At 66.7% G+C, this 25377-nt stretch carries 24 protein-coding genes; 6 read left to right on the top strand and 18 right to left on the bottom strand.

Annotation, left to right across the window (positions count from 1 at the left end):
* Positions 1-17: 17 nt before the first annotated feature.
* The 3 genes from OG203_RS07380 to OG203_RS07370 all read right to left on the bottom strand — a co-directional run bounded on the left by OG203_RS07380 (position 18) and on the right by OG203_RS07370 (position 3067).
* The gene (locus tag OG203_RS07380) at positions 18-1184 is read right to left on the bottom strand and encodes a lactate 2-monooxygenase (RefSeq protein ID WP_405164922.1); all 1167 of its coding nucleotides are present in this window, start codon (positions 1182-1184) and stop codon (positions 18-20) included.
* Positions 1181-2053: a 23S ribosomal RNA methyltransferase Erm gene (gene erm, locus OG203_RS07375; protein ID WP_405164921.1), complete on the bottom strand. Its 873-nt coding sequence runs from the start codon at positions 2051-2053 to the stop codon at positions 1181-1183. The genes OG203_RS07380 and erm overlap by 4 nt, the downstream gene beginning before the upstream one ends.
* Before the next feature lie 282 nt (positions 2054-2335).
* Positions 2336-3067 carry a tyrosine-protein phosphatase gene (locus tag OG203_RS07370; RefSeq protein WP_405164920.1) on the bottom strand — a complete coding sequence of 244 codons (732 nt, stop codon included), beginning with the start codon at positions 3065-3067 and terminating at the stop codon, positions 2336-2338.
* Positions 3068-3153: 86 nt separating this feature from the next.
* Here OG203_RS07370 and OG203_RS07365 point away from each other — a divergent pair, with 86 nt between their 5' ends.
* A complete protein-coding gene (locus tag OG203_RS07365; protein ID WP_405164919.1) occupies positions 3154-3720 on the top strand; it encodes an NADAR family protein in 567 nt (188 codons plus the stop codon).
* Here OG203_RS07365 and OG203_RS07360 read toward each other — a convergent pair.
* The 4 genes from OG203_RS07360 to OG203_RS07345 all read right to left on the bottom strand — a co-directional run bounded on the left by OG203_RS07360 (position 3705) and on the right by OG203_RS07345 (position 8475).
* Positions 3705-5408 carry a hypothetical protein gene (locus OG203_RS07360; RefSeq protein ID WP_405164918.1) on the bottom strand — a complete coding sequence of 568 codons (1704 nt, stop codon included), beginning with the start codon at positions 5406-5408 and terminating at the stop codon, positions 3705-3707. The two genes, OG203_RS07365 and OG203_RS07360, sit on opposite strands and share 16 nt — an antisense overlap.
* 291 nt (positions 5409-5699) lie before the next feature.
* Complete coding sequence (locus OG203_RS07355) at positions 5700-6926, bottom strand: helix-turn-helix domain-containing protein (protein WP_405164917.1); 1227 nt, start codon at positions 6924-6926, stop codon at positions 5700-5702.
* Positions 6927-7441: 515 nt separating this feature from the next.
* Positions 7442-8023: a DUF2867 domain-containing protein gene (locus OG203_RS07350; protein WP_405164916.1), complete on the bottom strand. Its 582-nt coding sequence runs from the start codon at positions 8021-8023 to the stop codon at positions 7442-7444.
* Positions 8024-8145: 122 nt separating this feature from the next.
* Positions 8146-8475, bottom strand: coding sequence for a hypothetical protein (locus tag OG203_RS07345; protein WP_405164915.1), 330 nt, complete (start codon positions 8473-8475; stop codon positions 8146-8148).
* A 536-nt stretch (positions 8476-9011) separates the two neighbouring features.
* On the opposite strand from OG203_RS07345, the gene OG203_RS07340 reads away from it, so the two are divergent.
* Together OG203_RS07340 and OG203_RS07335 are read left to right on the top strand one after the other, a co-directional pair.
* The gene (locus OG203_RS07340; protein ID WP_405164914.1) at positions 9012-10091 is read left to right on the top strand and encodes a dihydrodipicolinate reductase; all 1080 of its coding nucleotides are present in this window, start codon (positions 9012-9014) and stop codon (positions 10089-10091) included.
* Positions 10088-10576, top strand: coding sequence for a carboxymuconolactone decarboxylase family protein (locus OG203_RS07335; RefSeq protein WP_405164913.1), 489 nt, complete (start codon positions 10088-10090; stop codon positions 10574-10576). Before OG203_RS07340 ends, OG203_RS07335 begins: the two co-directional genes overlap by 4 nt.
* A 108-nt stretch (positions 10577-10684) precedes the next feature.
* On the opposite strand, the gene OG203_RS07330 is transcribed toward OG203_RS07335, so the two are convergent.
* The 10 genes from OG203_RS07330 to OG203_RS07285 form a co-directional block, all read right to left on the bottom strand.
* On the bottom strand, positions 10685-11380 hold the full coding sequence (locus OG203_RS07330) for a hypothetical protein (protein WP_405164912.1): 696 nt from the start codon (positions 11378-11380) through the stop codon (positions 10685-10687).
* 59 nt (positions 11381-11439) lie between these two features.
* Positions 11440-12414, bottom strand: a complete 975-nt coding sequence (locus tag OG203_RS07325; protein ID WP_405164911.1) for an alpha/beta fold hydrolase — start codon at positions 12412-12414, stop codon at positions 11440-11442.
* 80 nt (positions 12415-12494) lie between these two features.
* Positions 12495-13679, bottom strand: coding sequence for an MSMEG_0565 family glycosyltransferase (locus tag OG203_RS07320; protein ID WP_405164910.1), 1185 nt, complete (start codon positions 13677-13679; stop codon positions 12495-12497).
* On the bottom strand, positions 13679-14524 hold the full coding sequence (locus OG203_RS07315) for a carbon-nitrogen hydrolase family protein (RefSeq protein WP_405164909.1): 846 nt from the start codon (positions 14522-14524) through the stop codon (positions 13679-13681). The genes OG203_RS07320 and OG203_RS07315 overlap by 1 nt, the downstream gene beginning before the upstream one ends.
* A 7-nt stretch (positions 14525-14531) precedes the next feature.
* Entirely contained in the window at positions 14532-15782 is a 1251-nt protein-coding gene (locus tag OG203_RS07310; RefSeq protein ID WP_405164908.1) for an MSMEG_0569 family flavin-dependent oxidoreductase, read from the bottom strand.
* Complete coding sequence (locus OG203_RS07305) at positions 15775-16689, bottom strand: carbon-nitrogen hydrolase family protein (RefSeq protein ID WP_405164907.1); 915 nt, start codon at positions 16687-16689, stop codon at positions 15775-15777. The genes OG203_RS07310 and OG203_RS07305 overlap by 8 nt, the downstream gene beginning before the upstream one ends.
* The gene (locus tag OG203_RS07300) at positions 16686-18095 is read right to left on the bottom strand and encodes an MSMEG_0567/sll0787 family protein (protein WP_405164906.1); all 1410 of its coding nucleotides are present in this window, start codon (positions 18093-18095) and stop codon (positions 16686-16688) included. The genes OG203_RS07305 and OG203_RS07300 overlap by 4 nt, the downstream gene beginning before the upstream one ends.
* Positions 18096-18098: 3 nt before the next feature.
* A complete protein-coding gene (locus OG203_RS07295) occupies positions 18099-19157 on the bottom strand; it encodes an MSMEG_0568 family radical SAM protein (protein ID WP_405164905.1) in 1059 nt (352 codons plus the stop codon).
* A gap of 9 nt (positions 19158-19166) precedes the next feature.
* Positions 19167-19709: an MSMEG_0572/Sll0783 family nitrogen starvation response protein gene (locus OG203_RS07290; RefSeq protein ID WP_405164904.1), complete on the bottom strand. Its 543-nt coding sequence runs from the start codon at positions 19707-19709 to the stop codon at positions 19167-19169.
* A 414-nt stretch (positions 19710-20123) separates the two neighbouring features.
* Positions 20124-21680, bottom strand: a complete 1557-nt coding sequence (locus OG203_RS07285; RefSeq protein ID WP_405164903.1) for an amino acid permease — start codon at positions 21678-21680, stop codon at positions 20124-20126.
* A gap of 157 nt (positions 21681-21837) precedes the next feature.
* Here OG203_RS07285 and OG203_RS07280 point away from each other — a divergent pair, with 157 nt between their 5' ends.
* The gene (locus OG203_RS07280; RefSeq protein WP_405164902.1) at positions 21838-23208 is read left to right on the top strand and encodes an FAD-dependent oxidoreductase; all 1371 of its coding nucleotides are present in this window, start codon (positions 21838-21840) and stop codon (positions 23206-23208) included.
* Between the two features lie 5 nt (positions 23209-23213).
* Here OG203_RS07280 and OG203_RS07275 read toward each other — a convergent pair whose 3' ends face one another.
* Entirely contained in the window at positions 23214-23606 is a 393-nt protein-coding gene (locus tag OG203_RS07275) for an ankyrin repeat domain-containing protein (protein ID WP_405164901.1), read from the bottom strand.
* 94 nt (positions 23607-23700) lie between these two features.
* On the opposite strand from OG203_RS07275, the gene OG203_RS07270 reads away from it, so the two are divergent.
* Positions 23701-24975 (top strand): glycosyltransferase 87 family protein, encoded by a 1275-nt coding sequence (locus OG203_RS07270; RefSeq protein ID WP_405164900.1) that lies wholly within the window; start codon positions 23701-23703, stop codon positions 24973-24975.
* A gap of 94 nt (positions 24976-25069) precedes the next feature.
* Positions 25070-25267 (top strand): general stress protein, encoded by a 198-nt coding sequence (locus OG203_RS07265; protein WP_405164899.1) that lies wholly within the window; start codon positions 25070-25072, stop codon positions 25265-25267.
* The last annotated feature ends 110 nt before the right edge of the window (positions 25268-25377 follow it).

The following is a 25377-nucleotide window of genomic DNA, read 5'->3' as shown; positions in this document are numbered from 1 at the left end:
CAGCTCGGCTGCCTGGGTCAGGGTAACCGGCGGATCGTCTCCGGGGTCAGCTCGGCGATCGTCGGGTAGCCGTCGACCGCCATCAGCAGATCCGCCTCGGCGAGCAGCGAGCGCAGCACGTGCACGATGCCGTCGGCGCCGCCGAGCGCAAGGCCGTAGCAGTACGGGCGGCCGATGCCGACGGCGGTCGCGCCGAGGGCCAGCGCCTTGACAATGTCGGCGCCGGAACGGATTCCGGAGTCGAACAGCACGGGCAGACCGTCGGCGGCCGCGACGACATCGGGCAGGTGCTCGATCGCGGGGATACCGCCGTTGGCCTGCCTGCCGCCGTGATTGGAGCAGTAGATGCCGTCCACGCCCGCGTCTTTGGCGCGGCGGGCGTCGTCGGGGTGACAGATTCCCTTGAGTACCAACGGAAGATCGGTCAGCGACCGGAGCCAGGACAGGTCGTCCCAGGTGACCGGGCTGCCGAACTGCGAAATCCAGGTCAAGATGGCGGTTTTCGGGTCCTCCTCGGGACTCTTCGCGAGCATCGCGCGGAACACCGGGTCGCTGAAGTAGTTCGCCAGGCAGTGGCCGCGCAGCTGCGGGAAGTTCGAGGTGCTCAGGTCGCGCGGGCGCCAGCCGGGCACCCACGTATCCAGTGTCACCACAATGGCTTTGAAGCCCGCGGCCTCGGCGCGGCTGACCAGGCTCTGCGCCAGGTCGCGGTCGGTCGGTGTGTAGAGCTGGAACATGCCAGGGGTGTCGCCGAATTCGGCGGCCACCTGCTCGAGCGGATCGACCGTCAGCGTGGAAGCCACCATCGGAACGCCGGTGCGCGCCGCGGCCTTGGCGGTCGCGAGGTCGCCGTGACCGTCCTGCGCGCAGAGTCCGATCACGCCGACCGGGGCCATGAAGATCGGTGACGGAAGCTTCATGCCGAAGAGGTCGATCGTGAGGTCGCGCTCCTTTGTGGCGCGCAGCATGCGGGGGATGAGACCGAGCTTCTCGAATGCCGTCGCGTTGGTGCGCTGGGTGAGTTCGTCGCCCGCGCCGCCCGCCACATAGGACCAGATGCCCGGCGGCAGCGCGGCCTGCGCCTTCGCCGCCAGTTCCGCGAAGGTCATCGGCAGGTTCGGCAGCACACCGCCGAGGCCCTGGAAGTAGATCTCGTACTGGTAGTCACCGAAGTTGCCGGTCACGGCGCTCCCTTCCTCGTTTGATACATGAATGTATCCGATACATTTGTGTAGCGGTGTGAGTTGGCCGGTGTTCGCAATGTCGCGTAAAGGACCAGCCAGCGGTTCGGGTCGATCAGGCCGACCGGTTCGTCCTGCGCGATTCCCGCGGCAGTACACGCGGCCCGTACGGTGTGCGCCGGGAACTGCTGGCGCAACGAGTTCGCCAGCGAGCCGCCGACGCCCGAGAAGCCGAGCTCAACCACTTGGCGGTAGTCGGCTTGCGCCGAGTTCGGCAGGAGTGGGCGTGGCCGTCGGTGCAGGTGCAGAATCGCGGTGTCGACGCGCGGCACCGGATGGAAGCTGTTGCGTCCGATGCGTGCACCCAATGTCATTGCGACAGTGGGCCAATGGGTAACGGTGAGTTTGGTCCAACGGCCGTAGTCGCCGGAATGCTTACGGGCGAACTCCCATTGGGTGAGCAGGGTCGCCGAGGTGAGATGTTCGGCCGCCAGGCACCAGCGCACGAGGTCGGTCGTCACGGCGAAGGGCACGTTGGCCACCACCGCGAATGGCTCCGCTGGTTCGCGCACCGTTCGGAAGTCCTTGTGGAACAGCATTATTCGATCGTTACCGGCATAGCGCCTGCGCAACAGGTCGACGTAATGGGCGTCCTTCTCGTACGCGCGTACCCGGCCTGCTGAGCCGAGCAGCTGCCGCGTCAACATGCCGTCGCCGGGACCGATCTCTAACACGAGATCCTCGGCGGTAACGCCCGACGAACGCACGATCAACCGCGCGGCACCGGCATCGGTGAGGAAGTTCTGGGACAAGCGTTTACGGGTGTCCGCTCGCGTAACTCGGGCACGCGGCAGCGAACGATTGCGGGACATGGGTGTCCTCCGAACGGAGTGGTCGAATCAGGGAATGTGATTCGCCCGGACCCATGCCAGAGCACAGAAATACCGACGGTCGCTATCGACCGCCGATGCCGAACCCGATCGGAGCTATCGGGACATCGGAGCAGTGCGGTGCGCTGGCAGAGCCAAGGCCTCCGCGCGCAGCCGCAGGTAGTACACGCCGACCGCGCACGCTCCGTTCATCGCCAAACTGCCCATGCCCGCAAGATATCGCACCGCCGCCGCGCCACGCGAGCGGTTTACGCACCCGTGCGGCTAGGCCGGTTCGAGCAGAGTCCGGCGCAGGGCGGCGACCAGGTCGTCGTCGACACCGAGCAGTTCCGTCGTATATCCGCGCGCGGAACCATGTTCGGTCGCCAGTGCCGCGAGGAACAACCGCATCACCTCGGCGGGCGCCCGCCCGTAACCGGGCCAGGTCAGCTCCCTGCCGGGATTCGCGGCCCGCCAGTCCGCGATGAAGCGTTCGGTGGCGAGCTCGGTGCGGGCGAAGTCCTCGATGATCTGCTCCTCGGGCACGCCGAGCAAGGTCAGCACGAGTGCGGCGAGCAGCCCGGTGCGGTCCTTGCCTGCCGCGCAGTGGAAGACCACCGGGCCGTCCGCGGTGGCGAGCACCTTCAGTGCCTGGCGGATTTCCGCCACGCCGTCATAGGCGACCTCGAGGAACCGTTCGGCGAGGTACGGGCCCACCGGGATGTCCGGGGCCAGACCCGCCTGATCGTAGGGGCGATGTTCGATACTGAGGTTGTGGTAAACGAGTGACTCGTGCTGGGGGACTCGACCTTTGGCCTCGATCTCCCAGGGATAGCGCAGATCGATGACGGCCGTGACACCGAGGTTCAGAAACCGCTCCCAGTCCGCGCCGCGCAGCTTGCCGAGCGAGTCGGAGCGATACAGACGCCCCCAGCGCAGTACCTGTCCGTCCTCGGTCGGGTAGCCGCCGAGATCGCGGAAGTTGTGTAGTCGTTCGAAGGCGATGTGTCTGTTCACCGGATGGACTCTATGTTCGCCGCCCCCAACGGGCTTCGCGGATATTCCGGAGGCGGGGGTGGCGGACCATAGGGCACACTTTGATCATGAACCTGCGTTCGGTAGGCGATCTGGTCAGGGTGACAACGGCGGGCGAGAAGGTGGACTATCTGCTGTTCTGGGGGCATCAGCCGGAACGGAGCGGGCGGATCGGGGCGAGCTGCCTGAGCCAGTGGTGGCCCGCGTCGTTCGTGGTCGACGGGACGGAGTTCGCGTCGGCCGAGCACTACATGATGTGGGGCAAGGCGCGGCTGTTCGGTGACGCGGAGAATGCCGAGCGGGTGTTGGCGGCGCGGACGCCGAAGGCGGCGAAGGGGCTCGGGCGGGAGGTCCGCGGCTTCGACGGAAGTCTGTGGAGCGCGCACCGGTACGAGATCGTGGTGCGCGGGAACGCGGCGAAATTCGGGCAGCATCCGGAGCTGCTGGAGTATCTGCTCGGGACGGGGGATCGGGTGCTGGTGGAAGCCAGTCCGGTGGATCGGATCTGGGGGATCGGGGTGGCGGCCGACGATCCGAGGGCGGAGGATCCCGCACAGTGGCCTGGGCTGAACCTGTTGGGCTTCGCGTTGATGGACGCGCGCGCGGAACTACGCGGCGGTCAGCCGACCGACTGATCGGCCTTCGTGACGCGTTCCTCGTCGGCGCACGCACGCCAGACCCGGGCCTCGGCGTAATTGCCTTGCCGGTCAAGGAGTTCGGCCAGGCCCGCCATCGCGCGCGGTTCGCGCCGGTCCGCCGCGGTACGCCACCAGCGTTCGGCGTCGGCTAGGTCGCCGCGGCGGAAGCGGACGACGCCGAGGTCGTAGGCGGCGCCGGGATGGCCGGCGTCGGCGGCCTGTGCCCACAGTCCGCACGCCTGGTCTTCCTCGCCGCGGCCGTACATGGCGACGCCGAGGTCGTAGAGGGCGGTCCGATAACTGTGGTCCGGTTCGGGGGTCTCCTCGGCCGGTGGTTTGGTCTGCATCGGGCGGGTGGGTGCCGATTGCACGCCGGGGCCGTACTGGGCGTCGGAGCCGAGGTGCGGCATCGGGGCGGGTCGGGTGTCGGAGCTGGGGTGTGGCGTGGGGGCGGACTGGATATCGGACCTGGGATTAGGCGTGGGGGCGGACTGAGCGCCGGACCTGGGATTCGGTGTCGAGTCAGATGAGTCAGATCTGAGACTCTGCGTCGGGGCAGGCTGAGCGTCGGATCTGAGATTCGGCGTCGGGGCGGGCCGGGTGTCGGACCCGGGATTCTGTGTGGGGGCAGGCTGCGCGTTGGGCCTGGGGTGCGGTGTCGGGCCGGAGTGGGCGTCGGGCCTGGGATTCGGCGTTGGGCCGGGCTGCGCGTCGGATCTGGGATTCGGCGTTGGGCCGGGCTGCGCGTCGGATCTGGGATTTGGCGTTGGGCCGGACTGTGCGTTGGGCCTGGGATTCGGCGTTGGGCCGGGCTGCGCGTCGGATCTGGGATTCGGCGTTGGGCCCGACTGTGCGTTGGGCCTGGGATTCGGCGTCGAGGCGGACTGCGCATCGGACCTGACGGGCGGGGTGGGCTGAGCACCGGCGTGCGAGTTCGGCTGTGGGACACCGGGTTGCGCGGTATTCGGGACCGGCGGCGGGTTGGGCGCGAAGCCGCCGCCGGGGTTGGTCTGCGCCGACTGCATGGTCGGCGGGTGGGCGTTGTTCTGGGTGGCCTGAGGGTATGCGCCGCTCGGGTTGGTCGGCAGGTTCGGCACCTTGGTCGGCAGGTTCGGCATCGACCGCAGCGGATGGGTGTGCTGGGCGTCCGGGGCGGGTTGCGGTTCCAGCTGCCTGGTGATCGGGGCGGTCTGCACCTCGACGACGAGGTTGGCGAAGTTGGCCGGCCCCTCGCCGATGCTGCACCACAGCACGATTCGGCCGTCCGGGCTGTTCTCGATGACGATCCCGTAATTGCCGACCCAGGACTTCTGCTCGCCGAACGCGTCGACCCAGACGGGTGTCAGCGTCACCAGGGTGACCGGAGCGGTGCCGATCACGTCGAAGCTGATGCCGCCGACCAGGGCGTCGGACCATACGTCGACACCGGCCAGGCGGCGACCGTTCAGCGCGACATAACCGTCGACCACCGACAATCCCATGCCGAGACCGCGCAGCCCGGCCGGGGGAGCGGCGGACAGCAGCGTCACCGTGATCGCCGTCGGCTCGGGCCCGACCTGCTCGGTGTACATCGGATAAACCTTGCTGCCACGCAGAACGATCGGCTCCGCACTCTGATATCGGGCGGCGAGCGGCCGGTCATCGGGCGAATTCCGAGCGGCCCATGACGAATACGGCTCGTTCATCGATGCCCGCCTTTCCGCCGAATGCGTCGTCCCGTCCTTGCGCTGTTGCGGCGGGGTATACCGTACTCGCCGAAGCCGGGAATGGCGCAGCAATCAGTCGGCCCCCTTAACGGGACAGCAGTGTATTGATACCCAAGAGTTCACAGGTTATGCGGGATGCCGCGTAATAGCGACGGGCGATCACCCTGACCGGGCGACGACGTGCTCCAGCGCGGCCCGCACCACCACGATAACGGCCGGGACCTTCTCGGGCGGAACGGCGGCGCGATGGCTAGGGCGGGGTGCGGATTTCTAGCCAGGAACACCGACGCGCTGACAGAGTTCCCGAACGTCGTCGCGCATTCCGGATGGCGGATGCTTTGCCAGGGCGTGCAGCATCTCGCGGGCGTAGCCGTTGTACCGGATCGTTTCGGGTGCGGTGCGCTCCGACTTGTCGAGTAGCGCAAAGACGGCAGTCGACTCGTCGCGCTGGGAGTGCCCGCGTGCTACCTCGATGAAATGTCGGCTGCGCCGCGGCAGCGAGACTATCCGGTCAGCGTCGAAGCCGTTGGACGCTTGCAGCGCTTCACCGGGTCGGCGAAGTTCTACGCCGAGCGTGGTCGCGTGTGCCGCCATGACTGGTATCGAGAACGAGGTTTGTACATGCCGATACGCGGGACCGAGCTGGCGGGCTGTCCGGTCGGCGCGTTCCCAGTACTCCCAAGCTTCGCCGTAGCGGCCTCGGCGCGCGTGAACGTAGGCGATCTCTGCGTCGAGGGCACCGGCGATCCCCCGCCAGTCGCCGGAGGTCTCGTCTCGATGGAGGTATGGCGAAAGTCGGTCTATCGCGTTGCGCGCCAACGCTATCGCCTCGACCCAGCGGCCCGAGTCCCGCAGCGCCTGCACCATCGCCCATGCGCTGCACGCAATGATGTACGGGTCGTCGGCTTCGTACGACTCGTTCAGCGCGCGGTCAGCGACGAGCCAAACCAGCTCAGGCGCAGGCTGATACGCGACGTAGAAATCTGCGAGCTGATAGACACCGGCCAGGGCGCGCCGAGCAGCCCGGCGCTCGTCTCCGGTCGAACGAGCCGCGCTCTGCGCGTCTCTGATCAATCCGGGCAGTAGCGCACCGAGCTGAGTCCGGTGATCCGGGCTCGCATGTCGAACGTGCCATGCCTGCCGTAGCCGCTCGGCCAGATGTTCTGAGCTCACCGCACGTTCCGGTGGGCTCAGCCGGAAGTCCGTCAGCGCCGCTTGCACAGCGTTCAACGTCGAATGTCGCTCACCGGCGAACACCGACACCGGCACAGCGTGGTCATTGCCGGTCAGTTCGGCCAGATCTTCGAGTTCAAGTGCTCGTGCGATCCGCAACAGCATCGGCAGCCGGGGAGTCTGGATGCGGCCGTTTTCTACCGCTTTCAGCCACTCGGTCGACCGGCCGACCAGACCGGCAAGTACAGGCCTCGACATACCGACGCGCGCACGCTGCGACTTGATCCGCTTGCCGACTGGCGCACTGTCGTCAGAGCTGTACACCCGCCTCACACCTTCCGCCGGTTGGTTCGAGTAGTTCAAGCGTAGCCGGACATAAGCGGATGGGCGGGGGGTACGAACCGTACCTGACCGCACATAAACAGGCATTTAGCGTGCTTCTTAGCCTCGCCGCCGGGTCGATCCCGGACTCCCCGGCGGCGGGTGCTCACCAACCGGACATCGAACACAGCCGGGGTGAAGTGGTGGGTTCAACTGGTGGCGGGAATCCGAATCGGACGGCCCGTCGGTGCAAGAGATCGTGGACCGCGTCCAAGCGGAATGGCGAGCCGAGCGCCGACGTATGGCGGGCCGAGGGGATCACCCCACCGACGCGGCTCTGTGGCCGCAGGGATCGCCGCATGAGGCACCCGACCGACCTCTGAGTGTGCCCGAGGCACACGGCATCATGCAGTGCCACAGGGAATGCCGCGCCGACGAGTGTCCGCGCAAGGCCGCAGCACGGCAAACCTTGATTGCCGCCGGGCGCATGAAGCCGGATGCGTCACGGGAGTACTGAGCTAGGCGGGTTGGGACTGCCAGGTGCGGTGGAAGGTGCGCAGCATGGCTGGGTAGACCAGGAGGTGGCGGAGGGGGCGGATGGCGGCCAGGTAGAGCTTGCCGAGGGGGCCGTTCGGCTTGACCAGGATGGCCATTTGGCCGCGGTAGCCGCCGGTTTCGTTGGGGACCCAGCCGATGTGCATGATCGCGTGCACGGTGCGGTTGGCGATTTCGGCGGCCCATTCGTTGTCGGTCAGGAAGACGGAGTGGAAGGGGACGCTCTGGAAATTCGGGCCGGGTGGTGCGTCGCGGAGATCGGCGGGGAGCCGGTCGCGCAGGGAGGGCACGCGACTGGCGATGCCGGTGTCCGAATTGTCCCAGCCGAAGAGTGCGCCGAGTTTCCAGCGGATCGCGAAAAGGACGCGGTAGGCGAGGGAGAAGTCGTTCGGATCGTTTTGGGACGCGATGAGTTGCACGAGGCGTGGGAAGTCGTCGGGGCCGCCGGGAGTGGGTAGGGCCCAGACGTCTTCGAGGTGGAAATCTTTGGTGAATTCGTGAATGCGCCAGGGTCGGGAGGTGTGGGCGGTCTTCGGGAGCGGCATTGCTCAGCCTCGATCCAGGTTGTACCGGTAGACGACTGCGCTCAGCCTGAGCATACCGAGCGGTTCTCTGTGGTAAGCGAGATTTCAGTCGGACGATCCGACACCGGCGGCATACACGACAGCTACACATCCACCTGGGCCGGCGGAAAAGCCCAGCGGGCGTAGGTGTTTTCGGGACGGACGGTGATCACGTCGCAGGTTTTGACCAGCGGATCGGCAGTGCCGTCGAGGTGGTCGAGGGTCGGGGTGATCACCGCTTCGGCTTCGCTGACCAGGACGGCGGTCTGCAGTTGATCGATGCGGTTGTCGGTGTCCGCGTCGAAGAGAATGGTTCGGGCCAGGTCGTAGCCGAGACGCTTTGCGAGGCTGCGGATTTGGGATTCGTCCCAGGACTGCTGCCGACCCGAGATATCGCGGCGCAGGTAGCCGAGTGCGGTGGGGTTCGCTGTCATCAGCACCCTCCTCGCAAGTAGGAATATGACCCGGCATAGCGCGTCATATCAGCAGCTCGCCCCCGAGCACCCCCAACCTAACTCCCATTCCGCCGTCGTGGATACAGAATTCGGGGACTGGGGAACATTTTCTTGACGGCAGGTTCGGGCGTGCGCTTGTCCGAGCCGCGTGCTCTGGTTGCTGTGATGTGTTGTGCGACAGTCGGGTTCGTTGGTGTCGAAACCCGGTCAGACCTGTTCGGTCTCGAAGCGCGCGACCTGGTCGGTCAGCTGATCCGTGGGAATCATGGATTCAGTCTTCCACTCGCACCTGCGGGAATGTTGCCGAAACCCGGTAACCGCATCCGTCCTACGCCGAGCGGGTTTATGTGTAACCGACGGTTACAGATAACTTCGGGAGGATTCTGGGGCGGATTTCAGTCGCGGATCGAATCACGCGGGGCCCCAAGCTGTACTCAGCGTACCTGCTACGTCCCATAGACGCCACCTTCGCGATAACCCCGTGAAACCGACCAAGCGCTTGCTACGCTCCCGGCATGATCTCCACGGCGGTGTGGGGCACCGGCAATGTCGGCCGGGCGGCCATTCGAGCCGTCGAGGCGCATCCGGCGCTCGAACTCACCAGTGTGCTCGTGCACAATCCCGACAAGGTCGGGCGCGACGCCGGAGAGTTGAGCGGTCTCGACTATCGAGTCGGCGTCGCGGCCAGCGATGACATCGACGCGGTGCTGGCGACGCGTCCACGGGCGGTCGTGTACGCCGCGTCCGGCGATATCCGCCCTGATGACGCACTCGCCGACATCATCCGCGCGATCCGCGCGGGCGCGATAGTCGTCACGCCGGCGCTGTACGCGCTCTACGACCCACGCAACGCACCGGCCGAGATCCGCGACCCGGTGCTCGCCGCGATCGCCGAGGGCGGCGGCTCGCTGTTCGTCTCCGGTGTCGATCCCGGCTGGGGCAACGATGCGCTGCCACTGTTGATCAGCGGCCTCGGCGGCACCGTCGACGTGCTCCGCTGCCAGGAGATCTTCGACTACTCCAGCTACGATCAACCCGACTCGGTCCGCTACCTGGTCGGCATGGGCCAGCCGATGGACTATCAGCCACCCATGCTCGCGCCGACGGTGCCGACCATGGTGTGGGGCGGGCAGATTCGACTGATGGCGCGGGCGCTCGGCGTCGAACTCGACGAGATCCGCGAAACCCTGGACCGGCGGCAACTCGAAACCACGATCACCACCCGATCGATGGGCGAGTTCGCGGCGGGCACCCAGGGCGCGGTGCGCTTCGAGGTGCAGGGCATTGTCGCGGGCGAGCCGCGCATCATCATCGAACACGTCACCCGCATCCATCCGTCCTGCGCGCCGGACTGGCCGGCGCCCGCCGACGGCGACGGCGCGCACCGGGTGATCATCGAGGGCCGCCCGCGCATCGAGGTCACCATCGAGGCGACCGACGAGAACGGTAATCGCGCCGCGGGCGGAAACGCCACTGCTGTAGGCCGTTTGGTGAGCGCGATCGATTGGCTCGCCGCTGCCGAACCCGGACTCTATGACGCGCTCGATATTCCGCTGCGTCCGGCAGTCGGCAAACTCGGAAGGAAACATCCATGATCATCGATATCCCCGAGGGCAAGGACCCGATCGGTTATGTATGGGGCGAAATGGTGCCCGGTATCGGCGTCGCCGCCGCTCAGTTCTCGATGTCGGTGTATTCGCACAGCACCCTCGGGTTGCGTGAATTCGAGGCCGCCCGCCTGCGTATCGCGCAAATCAACGGCTGCCTCTTCTGTCAGGATTGGCGCACCGAACGCGACGGCAAAAAGGTGGAGCCCGAGTTCGCCGACGCCGTCACCGAGTGGCGCCTCACCGAGGCTTTCGACGAACGCACCCGTCTCGCCGCGGAATACGCTGAGCGCTACGCCCTCGACCACCATGGCATCGATGACGAGTTCTGGACCAGGATGCTCGCCGAGTACTCCCAGGCCGAAGTCGTGGAACTGAGCATGAGCATCGGCTCCTGGCTCGCCTTCGGTCGCCTCAATCGGGTACTCGGCCTCGACACCGCCTGTGTGCTGCCGGGACATTCGGCCGCATAACAAACGATCACTCGGTTCGCTTGGACGGCAACGGCGTGTCATTCGCGGCATCGTAAAGCTGGTATTCCAAATTACCCTCGACAGTCAGCAGCGCAGTGGCACAACCAGCTACGACTTCGGCACCCAGGCGGGCTGGCCGTCGATGAGCCCGGTCTCGAACAACTCCGGCGCGTCGATGACAGCCTGCAGAAGGTCGTGTGCCTCCTCCAGCGAAAGCATGGCGGGGTAGCGGATGTATTCGAGGCGCGCGACGATTCGAACGTGGAAAGCGTGCCGAAATTCGTTGTCGTCGACGTAGGTCAGCGCGACGCGTCCATGCCAGGCGATGTCGTGGCCGCCGTCCGGCCGGCGCGTGAAAATCACCTCCTGGTCGGCGACGGAATCGTGGCCGAGCAGGTAGATGTTGAAAGCGAGATATTCGAGCTGATCGACTTCGGCGAGCGGGAGCGGATCGGCCGTCAATCGTTGTGGCGTCAACGATTTCAGATGGAATGGATTTCCGGGCGTGGCGGCGAGGAAACCGGTGCCGTCGTCCTCGCCCCAGTAGGTGGACGACAACGTGCAACCGCCGGAGTTTCGCCACACCTGCGGCGACGACCAATCATCGGCACCGACAGCACTTTTCGGTGAGCCCGCTTCGTCATACTTCGCCGACCGCAGGTGCAGGTCGAACCATAAATTGCCGTTCTCGTCGATCCGCCCGGTCCACGCGAACTCGTCGATCGCATGTCCTGCCGGCCACGGGTTTCCCGGAAACACAATCCGCCCGATGGCCGGATTGTCTTCCAGGTCGATCCTTTCCATGTGACGAACCTAGCGACCGGCACCGACAAACCGCGAACCAGTCGCCGGATCCTCGGGTACTACTGGTGTTCGGTGGCGGCGATCGCCTTGTCCAGCTCGGCATCGATCAGCGGCCACGAGGTCCGGCCGAAGTCGGCGTGGCTGCCCTGGATCCCGGTCAACCAGAGGTTATTGGTGTGCTTGGCCAAGCCGGTGATCAGATAGGGCCCGTCCGCATTGGATTGGAACACCTGCAGCACCGGTACCGCGAGGTAGTCGTACTCCGGGGCGGTCGCCAACCTCGTCGGCATATTGGCGCGGTAGATCGAAACTCCGGAAACCAGGTCGGCGTTCGTCAAATGGATCGGTGGGTCGCCGATCAGCGCGATCGCGGCGTTGAAGGCCGCGAGGTCGACCCCGCTGCCAGCCCAGAACTCGGGCAGGGCCGGTGTCGTCATCGCGGCAAAGTAACTCAGCTCAGGCATCATCGCCACGAATTGCGCTGGATCACGACCGGATTCGAGTACCGCGTAGTGCTCCAGATCCAGGCTTGGTGCACCGATCGAACTGAGCGAAGCGATCCGTCCCGGATAACGGTGCGCGTATTCGGCGGTGATGTACGAACCCCACCCGATGGTGAAGGTGTGTACCGCATGACCCGGCGCGGTCTTATCGATGACCGCGCCGAACTCTCCGGCAAGGTTCGCCAGGCTGTTCAACTCATCGTTCGTGTCGTGCCCGGACAGCCCCGCACCGCGATGGTCATAGCGCACCACGTGATACTTGGCGGCGAGCTTGCGGGACGCCACTTCGAATATCGACGAGTCGCCCGGCCAGCCGCCGGTGGTCACGATGGTGGGTGCCTGGTCGGCGCTCGGCCCATATTCGTAGATGGAGATCGGGATGCCCTGATACTCGGCGAAGCTGTGTCGCGGTTCGGCCGACGGGTCTGCGGTTGGGTCCGCCGAGGCCGGAGCTACCGCGAAAGCCGTTGATAGTGCGGCCAGGATGATGGTGCAGGCAGCCGTCAGCCACCGCGTGTTGACGAGTTTCATCGCCGTGCCTTTCGAAGTCGGTCGTTGATCTGATGCCGGGGCGCGCCCTGTCGCATCAGCGACCGGCCACGCGCCCCCGGTTAGCCGGATGGACGGGCGATCACGCTCCTCGTGGTCAGGCCCTGCAGCGGCGGAATGGGTGCGGCCGACCAGGTCGAGGTCGTCGTCGGTCGATGGCTCGGCTGGGTGGTGGACAGCGCGGCATAGAAATCGAGGTGCGCGCGGGCCGCGTCGGCCCAGCGATACCGGGACGCCACCGCGCGACCGCGTGCCCGCCTGGCCGGATCCGTGGGCAGCGCCGCGCGCAACGCGGCCGCCAACTGGCCCGGCGTCGACACATAGTCCACGGCGTCGTCGAAGACTTCCCGCAGCACCGGAAGATCGCGCGCCACAACGGGTACGCCCGCGGCGAGCGCCTCCATCGCCGCCAGCCCGAAGCCTTCCTTGCGCGAGAAGAACGGCACCGCGGCCGCGGCGGCAACCAACGAGGGCAGATCCGCATCGGCCACCGCGCCGAGGATCACCGGGGCGAGACCGAGTTCGTCGGCGCGCGCTGTGAAGCGAGCCCGGTAGTCGCGGTAGTCGAACAGCGTCTCACCACCCGCGAAGACCAACTGGAGGTCCTGATCCGCCAACAACGCGAACGCCTCCAGCAGATCGATCGAGCCCTTACGCGGCTCGATGCCACCGACCGCAAGCACATAGCGCCCCAATCGGTTCCGCCAAGCCTGCCGCTGTCCGGCGGCGTCCGGTCCGGCCGCCGCCGCGAATCGCTCGAAGTCGACACCGTTCGGGATCACCGTCGGCTCGAATCCCCAGCCCGCACGGACCTCGGCGGCTACCGCCGCGGAGACGCAGATCCTGGCGTACGGCTCGATGATCGCCCGCTCGTGGCAGGCCGCGAGCTCGGGCGTGCTGAACTCGTCGAGGTGATGGATCGTGCGGATGCAACGACCGGCCGCGTTGGCGCTGAGGCAATCCTGCGCGTGCACGATGTCGTACCGGGCGGCATCGAACGCCGCACGCAAGGTATCGATGGAGCGCAGGATCCGCTGCCCGACGGATTCTGCCTCGATCGCGACGAACGGAACGAGCTCGAGCCGCACCGCGTCCTCCACCGGCCGGAAGAAGCCCGGGTCGCCGTCGCGGGCCAGACTCCACACCGTCACGTCGGCTCCGGCCGCGGCGAGCGCCTCCGCCAGATTCAGCGTATGTACCACGCCGCCACGCGGTTTCGTGGAATAGGTGAGCAACGCGATCCGCATCATCCGACGCCTTTCTCGTCGACCAGGTTGTGATAGGTCTGCACTCGGCGTTCCTCCAGATGCCGCAGCACTCGCCTGGCCCGGTCCACCTCGCGATCGATGTCGATATCCGCAACGGCCAGGCCACCTTTCGACCATGTCCTTGCCAAAACGTCGCCGCCGGGACCGACCACTTTGGCCTGTCCGAGAAACCGCAGCGATCCGGTGACGCCGGTCTGGTTCGACGAGGCGAGCACCACCTGGTTCTCCGCGGCGCGCGCCATATCGTAGAGATCGAAGAGCCTGGCCTGCCGATCGTTCGGCATCCGCGAGGCCCGATCGGTGACACTGGCGGGCCACGCGGACAGCACCGCGAGGGTGCGCGCGCCGTCGAGGGCGAGGGTGCGGGCCGACTCGGGGAAGGTCTTGTCGTAGTCGATGAGCATCCCGATCCGGCCGACCGGCGTATCGAACGCGGTGAAGCTGTCGCCCGCCGCGTACGCCAGATGTTCGCCCGCTGGCTGGTGCACCTTGCGGTGATGGCCGAGCAGGCCGTCACCGGTCAGGCAGGTGGCCGCGTTATATCGCAGCTCACCCGCGCGCTCGGCGTACCCGACGCACACGGTCATCGGGCCGGCCATCGAGCACAGCAGCTTGATCTCCGGCCCGTCCGGGTCCAAGGCGACCGGGGTGGTCACCGGGTTGCGCAGATCGCCGATGTAGCCGCCGAGGGTCGCGTCCGGCAGCACGAGCAGGTCGACCTGCTCGGCGGCGAGCCGCTCGATGATCCCACCGAGTTTGTCCAGCGCACGCGCGATGTCCGAGCCGAAATGACCGGCCAGTGCGGCAACTCGCGTAGTGCCCATCGCGTGCTTAAGCCCGGACCGAACTCGGCGTCAACGCGCCGATGCGGTCGGCGAGGTACGCGGCGTCGCGGGCGACCGCGGCGAAACGGCCGGAGCCCCAGGTGTGTTGCCAGGGCAGCCCGATGAAGTACAGGCCGGTCGCCGTGGTCACCCCGCGGTTGTGGCACGGATGTCCCTCGCCGTCGAACACGCCGACGCGCAGCCAGCGATAGTCCGTCCGGAAGCCGACCGCCCAGACGATCGAGGTGATACCCGCTGCGGCCGAGACGATCTCGGTTGTCTCGTGCTCGGGACGCCAGACCGGTCGATAACGGGCCTCCCGTGGCGCGTCGATACCTTCGCGTTCGATGTAGGCGTCGATCGAATCCTTGATGCTCTCCGCGACCGCGTCCGCCGCGTCGAGCGATGCCGCCAACGTCGGCGCGAACCGCATCGTGGCTTCCGATACGTCGATCAGCCTGCCGTACAACGACATTCCCTCCGAGGCGAACCGGCGTAGGTCGATGTCGCGTCCGCCGTCGCGGCCGGTCACGTAGTGATTGGTGTTCTCGCGCTTGCCGATACCGCCAGGCTGGTCCTCGATAGGGATGTCGTAGTGGCCCATATCCTGTAGCCACGCAACGCAATCCCGGCCTCGATAGAAGCGGGCAACGCGCGGCGCGCTACCGACCACGAGATGCACCTTCCGCCCCGCCAGATGCAGGTCTTCGGCGATCTGAGCCCCGGACTGCCCGGTCCCGACCACCATCACCGCGCCATCGGGAAGATCAGCGGCGCTGCGGTATTCGGAGGAATGCAGCTGCCGGATCGAGGACGGGAGCTTCTCGGCGAGCCGGGGAATCGCCGGAATGTGGTATCCGCCAACGGCGATCACGACTTGCCCGGCGTGCAGCGGACCCGCCGAGGTCTCGATGTCGAATCCGCCGAAGGGGGAGTGGGTAACCGCGGTAACCGCGACGTGTTCGCGCACCGGTGCGTCGAATGTCGCCGCGTAGCCGCGCACGAAGTCGTACACCTCCTCGCGCTTCATGAAGCCGTCCGGCTCCGAACCTTCGTAGCGGTAGCCGGGCAACACGCACTGCCAGTTCGGCGTCACCAAAGTGAAACTGTCCCAGCGACTGTCGCGCCATTCGTGGGCGATCGTGTCGCGCTCGAGCACCACGTGGTCGATGCCGCGCCGCACGAGATGCCTGCTCACCGACAACCCGGCTTGGCCGGCGCCGATCACGACCACGTCGTGCTGTGTCCGCTCAGGCATCGATCGCCTCCAGTGCCGGAGGCATGCCGACGACGCCGAATTCGGCGACCACCGTGCGATAGAGGTCGGGTCGGCGGTCGCGCAGGTTGTACATGCCGCTATTGCGGGCGAGCCCGAGCTTCTCGTCGAGATCGATTGTCGCGGTGGCGAGTCCGGGCTCGGCGCCCGTCGTCGCCAGCAGTTCGCCGCCGGGCCCGACGATCTTCGCGCTACAGACGAAGCGCAGTGATCCGAAGGTGCCCGCCTGATTCGAGGCGACCCAGATGAGTTGGTTCTCCAAAGCACGGGCCCGGTCGTAGATGTCGAAGCGCTGCTTCCAGCGGTCGTCCTCGAGGTTGTCCACGGTGGCGGTGCGCGCCGACGGCCAGGCGGACAGCGACGTGACGATCTCGGCGCCGTCGAGCGCGAGCAGCCGCGCCGCCTCGGGAAACGCCTTGTCGTAGCAGATCTGCATGCCCATCCGCCCGATCGGCGTGTCGAACGCGCGATACTCCGATCCCGCTGAGTAGCACAGGTTTTCACCGAGCGGCTGGTGCACCTTGCGGTAGGTGCCGAGCACGCCGTCGCCGCTGAGCGTCGCCGCCGTGTTGTAGCGCGTTGCACCGTCGGCCTCGCAGAAGCCGAGCGTGATGACGAGATCGCCCGCCATCTCGATCACGCGGCGCAACTGCGGCCCGTCGATCTCGAGCGCGGGCGGCAGGCTGCGCAGCCTGCGCTGTTTGGCTTCCTCCGATTCGTCACCGCCGCCGAGGCTCGGCAGGTAACCGCCGAGGCAGGCCTCGGGCAGCACAAGCAGCTGGCTGCCGCGTGCCCGCGCCTGCTCGACCAGTCCGGCGATGGTGCGATAACCCGCTTCCATATCGCGGCCGAATTCCGCAGCCGCCACCGAGATCGTGACGTCGTTCATGATTCTCCTAATCCGGTGACGGTGCCGTGCACCGCACGTGTCGTGACGCCGTCGGGCCAGCGCAGGCCGACTCCCGGCGCCGAGGTCAGTCGTCCGCAGATGGCCGACGCGGCGGGTCCGGCCGATCCGGCGGACGTGCCAGGCCGGTCGGCGGTGATCATGGCGAACCCGGGAAAGCAGGTGAGCCATTCGCCCACCGAAGCGCCTGCGGGCCGGGGTATTCGGGCAATGTCGATCTCGGCACCGAGTCCGCTTGCCTCGGCGAGCATTCCGGCGGTGCCCGCCATACCCGCCATGCTGACATCCTTCGCCGCGTTCGGGCTGGTCCGCGCGACGAAGCCAGCCAGTAGGCGCAATTCGTCGCCGGTCCGCCGGGACGTCGAATCCCACTGCTGCCCTTGATATCCGGACCGCCAGTTGCCGCCGAGATCCGCGGTGACCCGCAACGCATCGCCGAGCCGCGCCCCGCCGCCGCGCACCGGACGCGCGGTGCGACCAAGCGCGGTCACCGAAAGTGCCGCTGGCACACCGAGTTGCGTATGCCCACCGAGCACCGGGACGCCCCACGCCGCACTCGCCCGCGCCAGGCCACGGATCACCCTGGTCAGGATCGATCGATGGGGTGCGCCGACGGCGTCGAGCAGTCCGACGGGCGCGGCTCCCATCGCGGACAGATCGTTGAGATTGACAAGCACCGCGCACCATCCGGCCCACTCCGGATCGCGCTCCACCATCGAGGGAATGATGGCGTCACAGGCGGCGATGAGGTCGCTGCCCGGCACCGGCGCGCCGTCGTCGCCGCGAAAACCGTTGCCGCCCAGACTCGACGGCAATCCGCGCAGCGGCGCCAACGCGGACGCGAGCAGCGCCTTGGTGGTTTGGGCCAGTCGCTCGATTCGATCGATCGGCCACCGCATGTGCACGTGCGGGCTGTGCGCGATCTCGATGTCGGCCAGCCGCACCCAGCCCAGCCGCGCGAACATCGCCTCGTGCCTGGCCTGCACCGTTGCCTCGAACCGCAGCACATTGTTCGACTCGGCATCGGCGGCCGCCGCCCGCACCAGGGCCGGTCCGACGCCGCGGGTTCGCCTGCGTCCGTCCACCACCAGCCTGCTGCCGGTCCACCAGCCGAGGTCGGGATCGGTCGCGGGAGCGAGCCGGACACCGCCCAGCACGGCGCCCTCGGCATCGAGCGCCACCAGCACCCTGGTTCGCGGATCGTCATCGATGTCATCGATATCGGTGCGGGCGAACAGGCCCTGCTCCGCGACGAACGAGTCATGTCGCAGCGCTCGATATGCGGCAAGATGTGCCGCGTCGGCAGGCTGGATCAGGAAGTCCGGCTCGGTGGGCCGGCGCGGCGCCGGGCCGGTCAGCACCGTGAAATCCACGTCCGAGAGGGTCATCGGTCAACCTCCCGCGTTCTGCAGCACGCTGCACGCCCCGCAGGCCGCGCAGCCCGCCCGCTGATCCGCGCCGAGCATCCCGGCCCGCCGCAACTCCTTCGCGACCCGGACGGTCACGTCCGCCAATACGTCGGGGCGCGGCGCGGTCGCACCGTCCACGTCGACGGCGAGGGTGCCGAGCAGCGGGCGAAACGGAACCACGAACGGGTACACGCCCATGTCGATGAGTTCGGCTGCGCCGGCGACCAATTCGTCGGGATCCTCGCCGAGACCGACCAGCAGGTAGGTCGAGACCTGGTTGCGGCCGAACACGCGGACGGCCTCCGCCCACGCCGCACGGTAATCGTCCAGCGGCACCGTCGCTTTGCCGGGCATCCAGCGCCGCCGGACCTCGTCGTCGAGCCACTCGACGTGGATGCCGATCGCGTCGGCACCCGCCGCACGCAACTCCGTGAGCGTCTGCAGGTCGCCGGGCGGCTCGCACTGCACCTGGATCGGCAGTTGCGGCACAACGGCTTTCACCGCCCGAACGCACCGGGCCAGATGGCGCGCACCGCGATCCTTCGCCGCGGAAGTACCGGTGGTCAGCACCATCTGGCCAACACCGTCGAGTCGTACCGCCGCCTCGGCGACCTCGGCCAGCTGATCAGGACGCTTTACCGCGATCGTGCTGCCCGCCGCCAGCGACGCTTCGATCGAGCAGAATCGACAACGTTGGTCCTCGCCGTAGCGAACACAGGTCTGTACCACGGTGGTTGCCAACACATTCGAGCCGTGCAGCCTGGCGATCTTCTCGTAGGACACCCCGTCGGCGGTGCTGAGGTCGTAGAACTTGGGGCGCCGAACAGGCTCGATCTCCAGGCCCATGTCCGTGCCGTCGAGCAATAGCCGGTTGCCTTCGACGACGTACGGGCTGTCGGCGCGGATCGGGATGGCGGCGCCGACCCCGCCGATCAGCACGTGGCCGTCGTCGCTCGGCCCGGCACCGGAACGGCGCCGCACCGGAGCGTCGACTCGGATACCGAGCAATGCGATATCCACCCGAGTTGACAGACCATTCATGACCGCACCTCAGAGTTGATAGGTGGAATTGATGATCGCGCCCTTGCGGGCATAGTGGATCAGCGCGTCCTGCACATCGAGCGGATGCGCCGGAATGACACCGGCGATCAGATCTTCCTCACGAGCACCGTGCAGTGCCAGGCCGAAGCGGCAGCAGAACACCGTCCCGCCCTCCTTGATGAAGGTGCCGAGCGCGTCGTTGATGTTCTGTTCGCCAGGGAAGCCGTTGTCGCCGGTGGTCGGAAAGCCGCGGTTGGCAATGGCATTGACGGCGCCGGGACCGTAGAAGTAGATGGCGGATTCGAAGCCCTTGCGCAGCGCCCTGGTGGCCTGCAGGATGGCGACGAAGCTCACCGACGATTCGTGCGCGATGCCGTGCACCAGGGTGAAATACGTTTCGCCCGCCTCGGCCTGGTAGTCGGGGAATATCTTGGTCGAGCCATAGATGTTCGTGCCCTTGGGCAGTGCCGGGTGTGGAATCTCTTCCAGTGACTTCTTTATGTTCTCCTCGATCACCTTGTCGACATCGGCGGTCGTCAACGGTGTGGACATTGGCTTCTCCCTCTGCGGAAAGTGACGGATGTCGACAGGGGCGGCCGTGCCAGGGAACCTCCGCCTCGGGCAATCACCCGATTTCGTATTCGTCAAGTTGACGTCTCGGATATTGCCGATTGGTTACGTCTGGAACAATCGACGATTGCGCAATACTCACCGGCTCGCGTGCCATCTACGGCATTAATACGTTGTGTGGCAAGCGATTACGGTGCTAGGCGGATAAAGGCGTTGTCGAGTGGCAGATCGACTTAACCGCCAGGAATCCGAAACGCCGGAATTCGCCCGATAAGAGTTAACGACCAGGGAGCATGCGGCGACGACACGTAACATCACCGAAACCGGCTCGACCGTAAAAACAGATCGGCCCGCTCGACACAAGCGAGCGGGCCGATCCGGTACAGCAGTTCGAACTCAGGCGTTGACCACCGTCTCGCCCCCGGCATCCGGGGCCTCCTCGACCGTGCGCTTCGGCCCGGTGAACCAGTTGCGTGCGGAAACCAGCCACCAGATGCCGATCGCACCGACAACGCCGACCAACGCGATCGGGGCGTAATTGACCGTGTTCCAGGTGAATTCGCTGTTCCACGGATAGCCGCGGTCGTCGGTGGGCAGGATGAACAGCAAGCTGATCAGCACGATCCAGATCAGCGCGACGACCCCGACCGGGCGATACCAGCGGCCGAGTTGCCAAGGGCCGGTACGGAATCGGGTTCCGTGCACCTGGCGAAGCAGGATCGGTATCCCGTAGGCGATGTAGAGGCCGATGGTCGCCACGGAGGTCGCGGCCGCGTAGGCGGTCGGCGCGTTCTCGGCGGGCACCAGCATCGACGGAATCAGCAGCACGAACGCGAACACCGAGATGAACAGCACCGCGTTCACCGGCACCTTGCGTGCCGAAAGTTTCGACCAGAGCGCCGATCCCGGCACCGCGCCGTCGCGGGCGAACGCGAACAGCATGCGCGAGGCCGAGGTGACCGAGGCGTACCCGCAGAACAACTGCGCGATCGCGGCGATGATCAACAGCAGCCCGGACCAGAACGAGTTGAGCGAGTTCTCCAGGATGTAGATCACCGGGTAGCCGCTGTTCTTGGTCGGATCGAGGGCGTCGTCCAGATTGGGGATCGCGAAGGTCACCGCCATGATGAGCAGATATCCGGCGATCGCCGACACCACGATGGTGTTGATGATGCCCTTCGCCGCCATCCGCGAGGCATCATGGGTTTCCTCGGACATATGCGCGGACGCGTCGTACCCGGTGAACGTGTATTGCGCGTGCAGCAGGCCGAGCAGGAAGCTGAAGGCGACACCGCCGAAGCCGACCGCGCTGTTGTCGACGGTTTTGGTGAACACGAACTCGACGCTCTGATGATGGTTCGCGCCGAACGCGAGCACGAGCACGAATATCGCCACGCCGCCAACATGCCACCACGCGGAGACGTTGTTGATCACCGCGGACAGATGCGGCCCGATCGCGTTCAGCACGGCGTGCAGCACCAGGATCACCACGAAAACCAGGAAGATCGCGGTCCGATCGGTGCCGATATCGATGCCGATCACATTCAGCACCACGGTCGTGAAGATCGCCGCCCCATAATCGATGGCCGCGGTCACCGCGATCTGGCCGATCAGGTTGAACCAGCCGGTGAACCACCCCCAGACCGGCCCGCCGAGCTGCGCCGCCCACCAGTACAGGCCGCCGGAGGTCGGGTAAGCCGAGGCCAATTCCGCCATGGCCATGCCGACGAACAGCACCATGATCGAGACCAGCGGCCAGCCCCAGGCCATGGTAATCGGGCCGCCATTGGCCAAACCGATTCCGTAACTGGCCAATCCGCCGGTCAGGATGGAGACGATGGTGAAACTGATGGCGAAGTTCGAGAATCCGGACCAGGATCGGGCCAATTCTTGTTTGTAGCCGAGTTCGGCGAGCCGACGTTCATCGTCGGACGGAGACGGTTGTTCACTCATGGATAGCTCCCGGGTGTAAACACTGCCCTCACACAGCGTTTGCCAGAAGATCAGTCTGAAGTAAACCCGGGTCAACCGCACGGCAACCAGGAATACCGCAGCAAATCGCGGCGACCCCCTCCGTCCCGCGATGGCGGGTCGGCCGTAGCGTGAGTGTATGGAACGACTGGTGGTCATCGGTGGTGACGCGGCCGGAATGTCGGCGGCGTCGCAGGCACGCAGGCTGCGCGGCGCGAGCGAGCTGGAGATCGTTGTCTTCGAGCGAGGCCGGTTCACCTCGTTCTCCGCGTGCGGCATCCCGTACTGGGTCGGCGGCGATGTGCTCGAGCGGGACGCCCTGATCGCCCGCACGCCCGAGGAGCATCGATCCCGCGACATCGATCTGCGGCTGCGCACCGAGGTGGTCGAGATCGACGTCGCGGGCAGGCGGGTGCGCGCCCGTGAGCTCGAGTCCGGCACCGAATCATGGACGGACTACGACAAACTCGTCATCGCCACCGGTGCGCGTCCGATCCGTCCGCCGCTGCCAGGCATCGATGCCGAAGGGGTGCACGGCGTGCAGACGCTCGATGACGGACAGGCGCTGATCGACACCCTCGAACGCATCGAGGGCAAGCGCGCGGTGGTGGTCGGCGCCGGCTACATCGGTGTCGAGATGGCGGAGGCGCTGATTCAGCGCGGCTACGACGTCACGATGGTTCATCGCGGCCCAGAGCCGATGTCGACGATGGATCCGGACATGGGCGCGCTGGTTCGAGATGCCATGTGCGGCATGGGTATCAAGGTGTTCGGCGACGCCGAGGTGACCGAGATCCGCACGGACGAGCACGGTCGCGCCAGCGCGGTGGTCACCGACAGCGCCGAATACCCCGCGGACGTGGTGGTGCTCGGCATCGGCGTGCGCCCGGACACGGGTTTGGCCGAGGCGGCGGGCCTGCCGGTGGGGGAGTACGGCGGGCTGCTCACCGATCTGGCCATGCGTGTGCGCGGTCACGAAAACATTTGGGCGGGTGGCGATTGCGTCGAGGTGCTCGATCTGGTGTCCGGTCGCGAACGCCATATCGCGCTCGGCACGCACGCCAACAAGCACGGTCAGATCATCGGCGCCGTTGTCGGCGGCGGATACGCGACCTTCCCCGGCGTTGTCGGCACCGCGGTGAGCAAGGTTTGCGACCTCGAGGTCGCGCGAACCGGCCTGCGGGAGAAGGACGCTCGGGCATCGGGGCTGCAGTTCGTCACCGTGACCATCGAATCAACCAGTCGCGCAGGCTATTACCCCGATTCTGCGGCGATGACCGTGAAGATGCTCGCCGAACGCAACACCGGGCGCCTGCTCGGCGTGCAGATCGTCGGCCGCGAGGGCGCGGGTAAACGTGTCGACATCGCCGCCGTCGCGCTCACCGCGCGGATGACGGTCGAACAGATGACCGCCCTCGATCTCGGCTACGCGCCGCCGTTCTCCCCGGTGTGGGATCCCATCCTAGTGGCCGCGCGCAAGGCGGTGATCGCGGTGCGTGAGCGCGGGTAGCGCGCTCAGTAGTCGGCGAACAGCTCCAGCAGATCGGCCTTGCCGAACATGACGGCAGCCTCGCGGGCGGACGGGGTGCCACCGTCCGGATCGGCGCCCGACTCGACGAGCAGTCGCGCGATCTCGTTCTCCCCTTTGAAAACCGCACCGGCCAAAGGTGTTTGTCCCTTATCGTTGGCCCGATTCGGATCCGCGTCCCGATCGAGCAGCGCCTCGACGGCATCACGATGGCCGTGGTAGGCGGCGAGCATGAGCAGCGTGTCACCCGAGTCATTGGTCAGATCCGGCGGCACCCCCGCATCCACATAGGTGGCCAGCCCTGCGGCATCACCCTGACGAGCGAAGTCGAACAACTTGGTCGCCAGCTCGATGAGTTCCGGATCGATTTCAGCGCTCATTCGCCCATTCCTACCATCACCCCTCCTTGGCTTCCCACCGAAGGCCCCTCCCACCTGGTGTGCCGGCGGAGATAGGTCGGTATAGTCGCCGCGGATGAGTAGTGTCACCACCCGCGTTGAGCCTGAAGCCAAGAACCGTCGACTCGGCGTCGTGGCATGGCTGGCACCGGCCCTCTGTATCGCGTTCGCCGCGTTCTGTCTCCTGCTGCCCGTGTGGCCGTTCCACACGATCACCGGCGGCTTCATCGACCTACAGGTCTATCGCCTCGGTGTCGACGCGCTACGCCACGGCAACGACATGTACGGCCAGCTCCCGCAGACCACCATCGGCGCAGGGCTGCCGTTCATCTATCCGCCGTTCGCCGCGCTGGCGCTGAGCCCGTTCGCGCTGCTGCCCTGGCACGCGGCCGCGTTCAGCTTCTTCGTCTCCTCGGTGCTCGCGCTGGCGCTCACGCTGTACCTGGTCGCCCGGCGGGTGTGGCCCGGCGAGGATCAGCGCAGGCTGGTGCTGACGGTGACCGCGTGCGCGACGCCGCTGGCACTGCTGCTGGAGCCGGTGCACTCGACGCTGGACTTCGGTCAGGTGAATCTGCTGCTGATGGCCTTGGTCGCGGCCGACTGCCTGGCGATCACACCGCGCTGGCGGCGCGGCATGCTGATCGGCATCGCCGCGGCCATCAAGCTGACCCCGGCCGCGTTCGTGCTGTATTTCCTGGTGCGCCGCGACTACAAGTCGGCGGCGACGGCCGCGGCCACCGGCGCGGCGGCCACCGCGCTCGGCTTCGCCGTGCTGCCACACGAATCGGCGAAGTACTGGTTCGGCGGTATGGGCAATGTGTCCGGCTTGAGCGGGTCGGCGTTCCATACCAATCAGTCCATTCAGGCGGTGCTTTCTCGGTTGAAGGTGCCCGAGCCCGCGTTCACCGCGCTGTGGCTGATTCTCGGCGCCGCGCTGCTCGTCCTGGTGATCGCGGCCATGCGGCGGGCGGCCGACTTCCCGCCGCTCGCGCTGGCGATCAACGCGGTCTTCACGCTGCTGCTGTCCCCGATTTCCTGGTCGCACCACTGGGTATGGATCGCACCGGCCTGGCTGGCCGCCATCGGCTACGCCACCAGGCTGCCGCGCCGCAGGGCCATCGGCTGGTCGGTGACCATCGTCGTCATCACGGCGGTCTTCGTGTACGGCCCGCAGAACTGGCTGCCCGACGGCGAGCATCGCGAAACCCAGTGGACGCCATGGCAACACATCATCGGCAACACCTATGTGTGGTTCAGTGTCCTGCTCGTCGCGCTGTTCTTCGTGTCCGGCCGCCGGACCGCGCCCGCGCCGGATCCGGCACCCGAACTGGTGCCGCAGCACTCATCTTGACCACCGCGTTGTTTGCTGCCGGAATCCCCGGGTAGGGCGTCAGTGACGGCACCGAGCCGTCGCCGACAGAATTACTCGAGGCAAGGAGGGACTCATGGCCAACGCCCCACGTGGTTTTGCCGCCATGGACGCGGAGCAGCAGCGCAAGATCGCCAGCCAGGGTGGCAAGGCGAGTAGCGGCAGCTTCGACAACGACCCCAAGCGCGCCAGCGAGGCAGGAAAGAAGGGCGCGGCGGCACAGCCGACCGCGGCCAAGCGCCTCGGCGGCGAACGCAGCCACCTGAACCGATAGTCCCGACAGTCGATGGGCGAGGCGGCCGTCTCGCCCATCGGCCAGGCTGTTCGACGCCGCGCAAGTGCGGTGCAAGGGTGCCGCAATCGGGGATCGGCACAGTCGGAACC

Source organism: Nocardia sp. NBC_01499, from assembly GCF_045040275.1.
Lineage (GTDB): Bacteria > Actinomycetota > Actinomycetes > Mycobacteriales > Mycobacteriaceae > Nocardia.
Note: the sequence above shows the minus strand (reverse complement) of the source record. Positions and strands in the feature narration are given on the sequence as shown.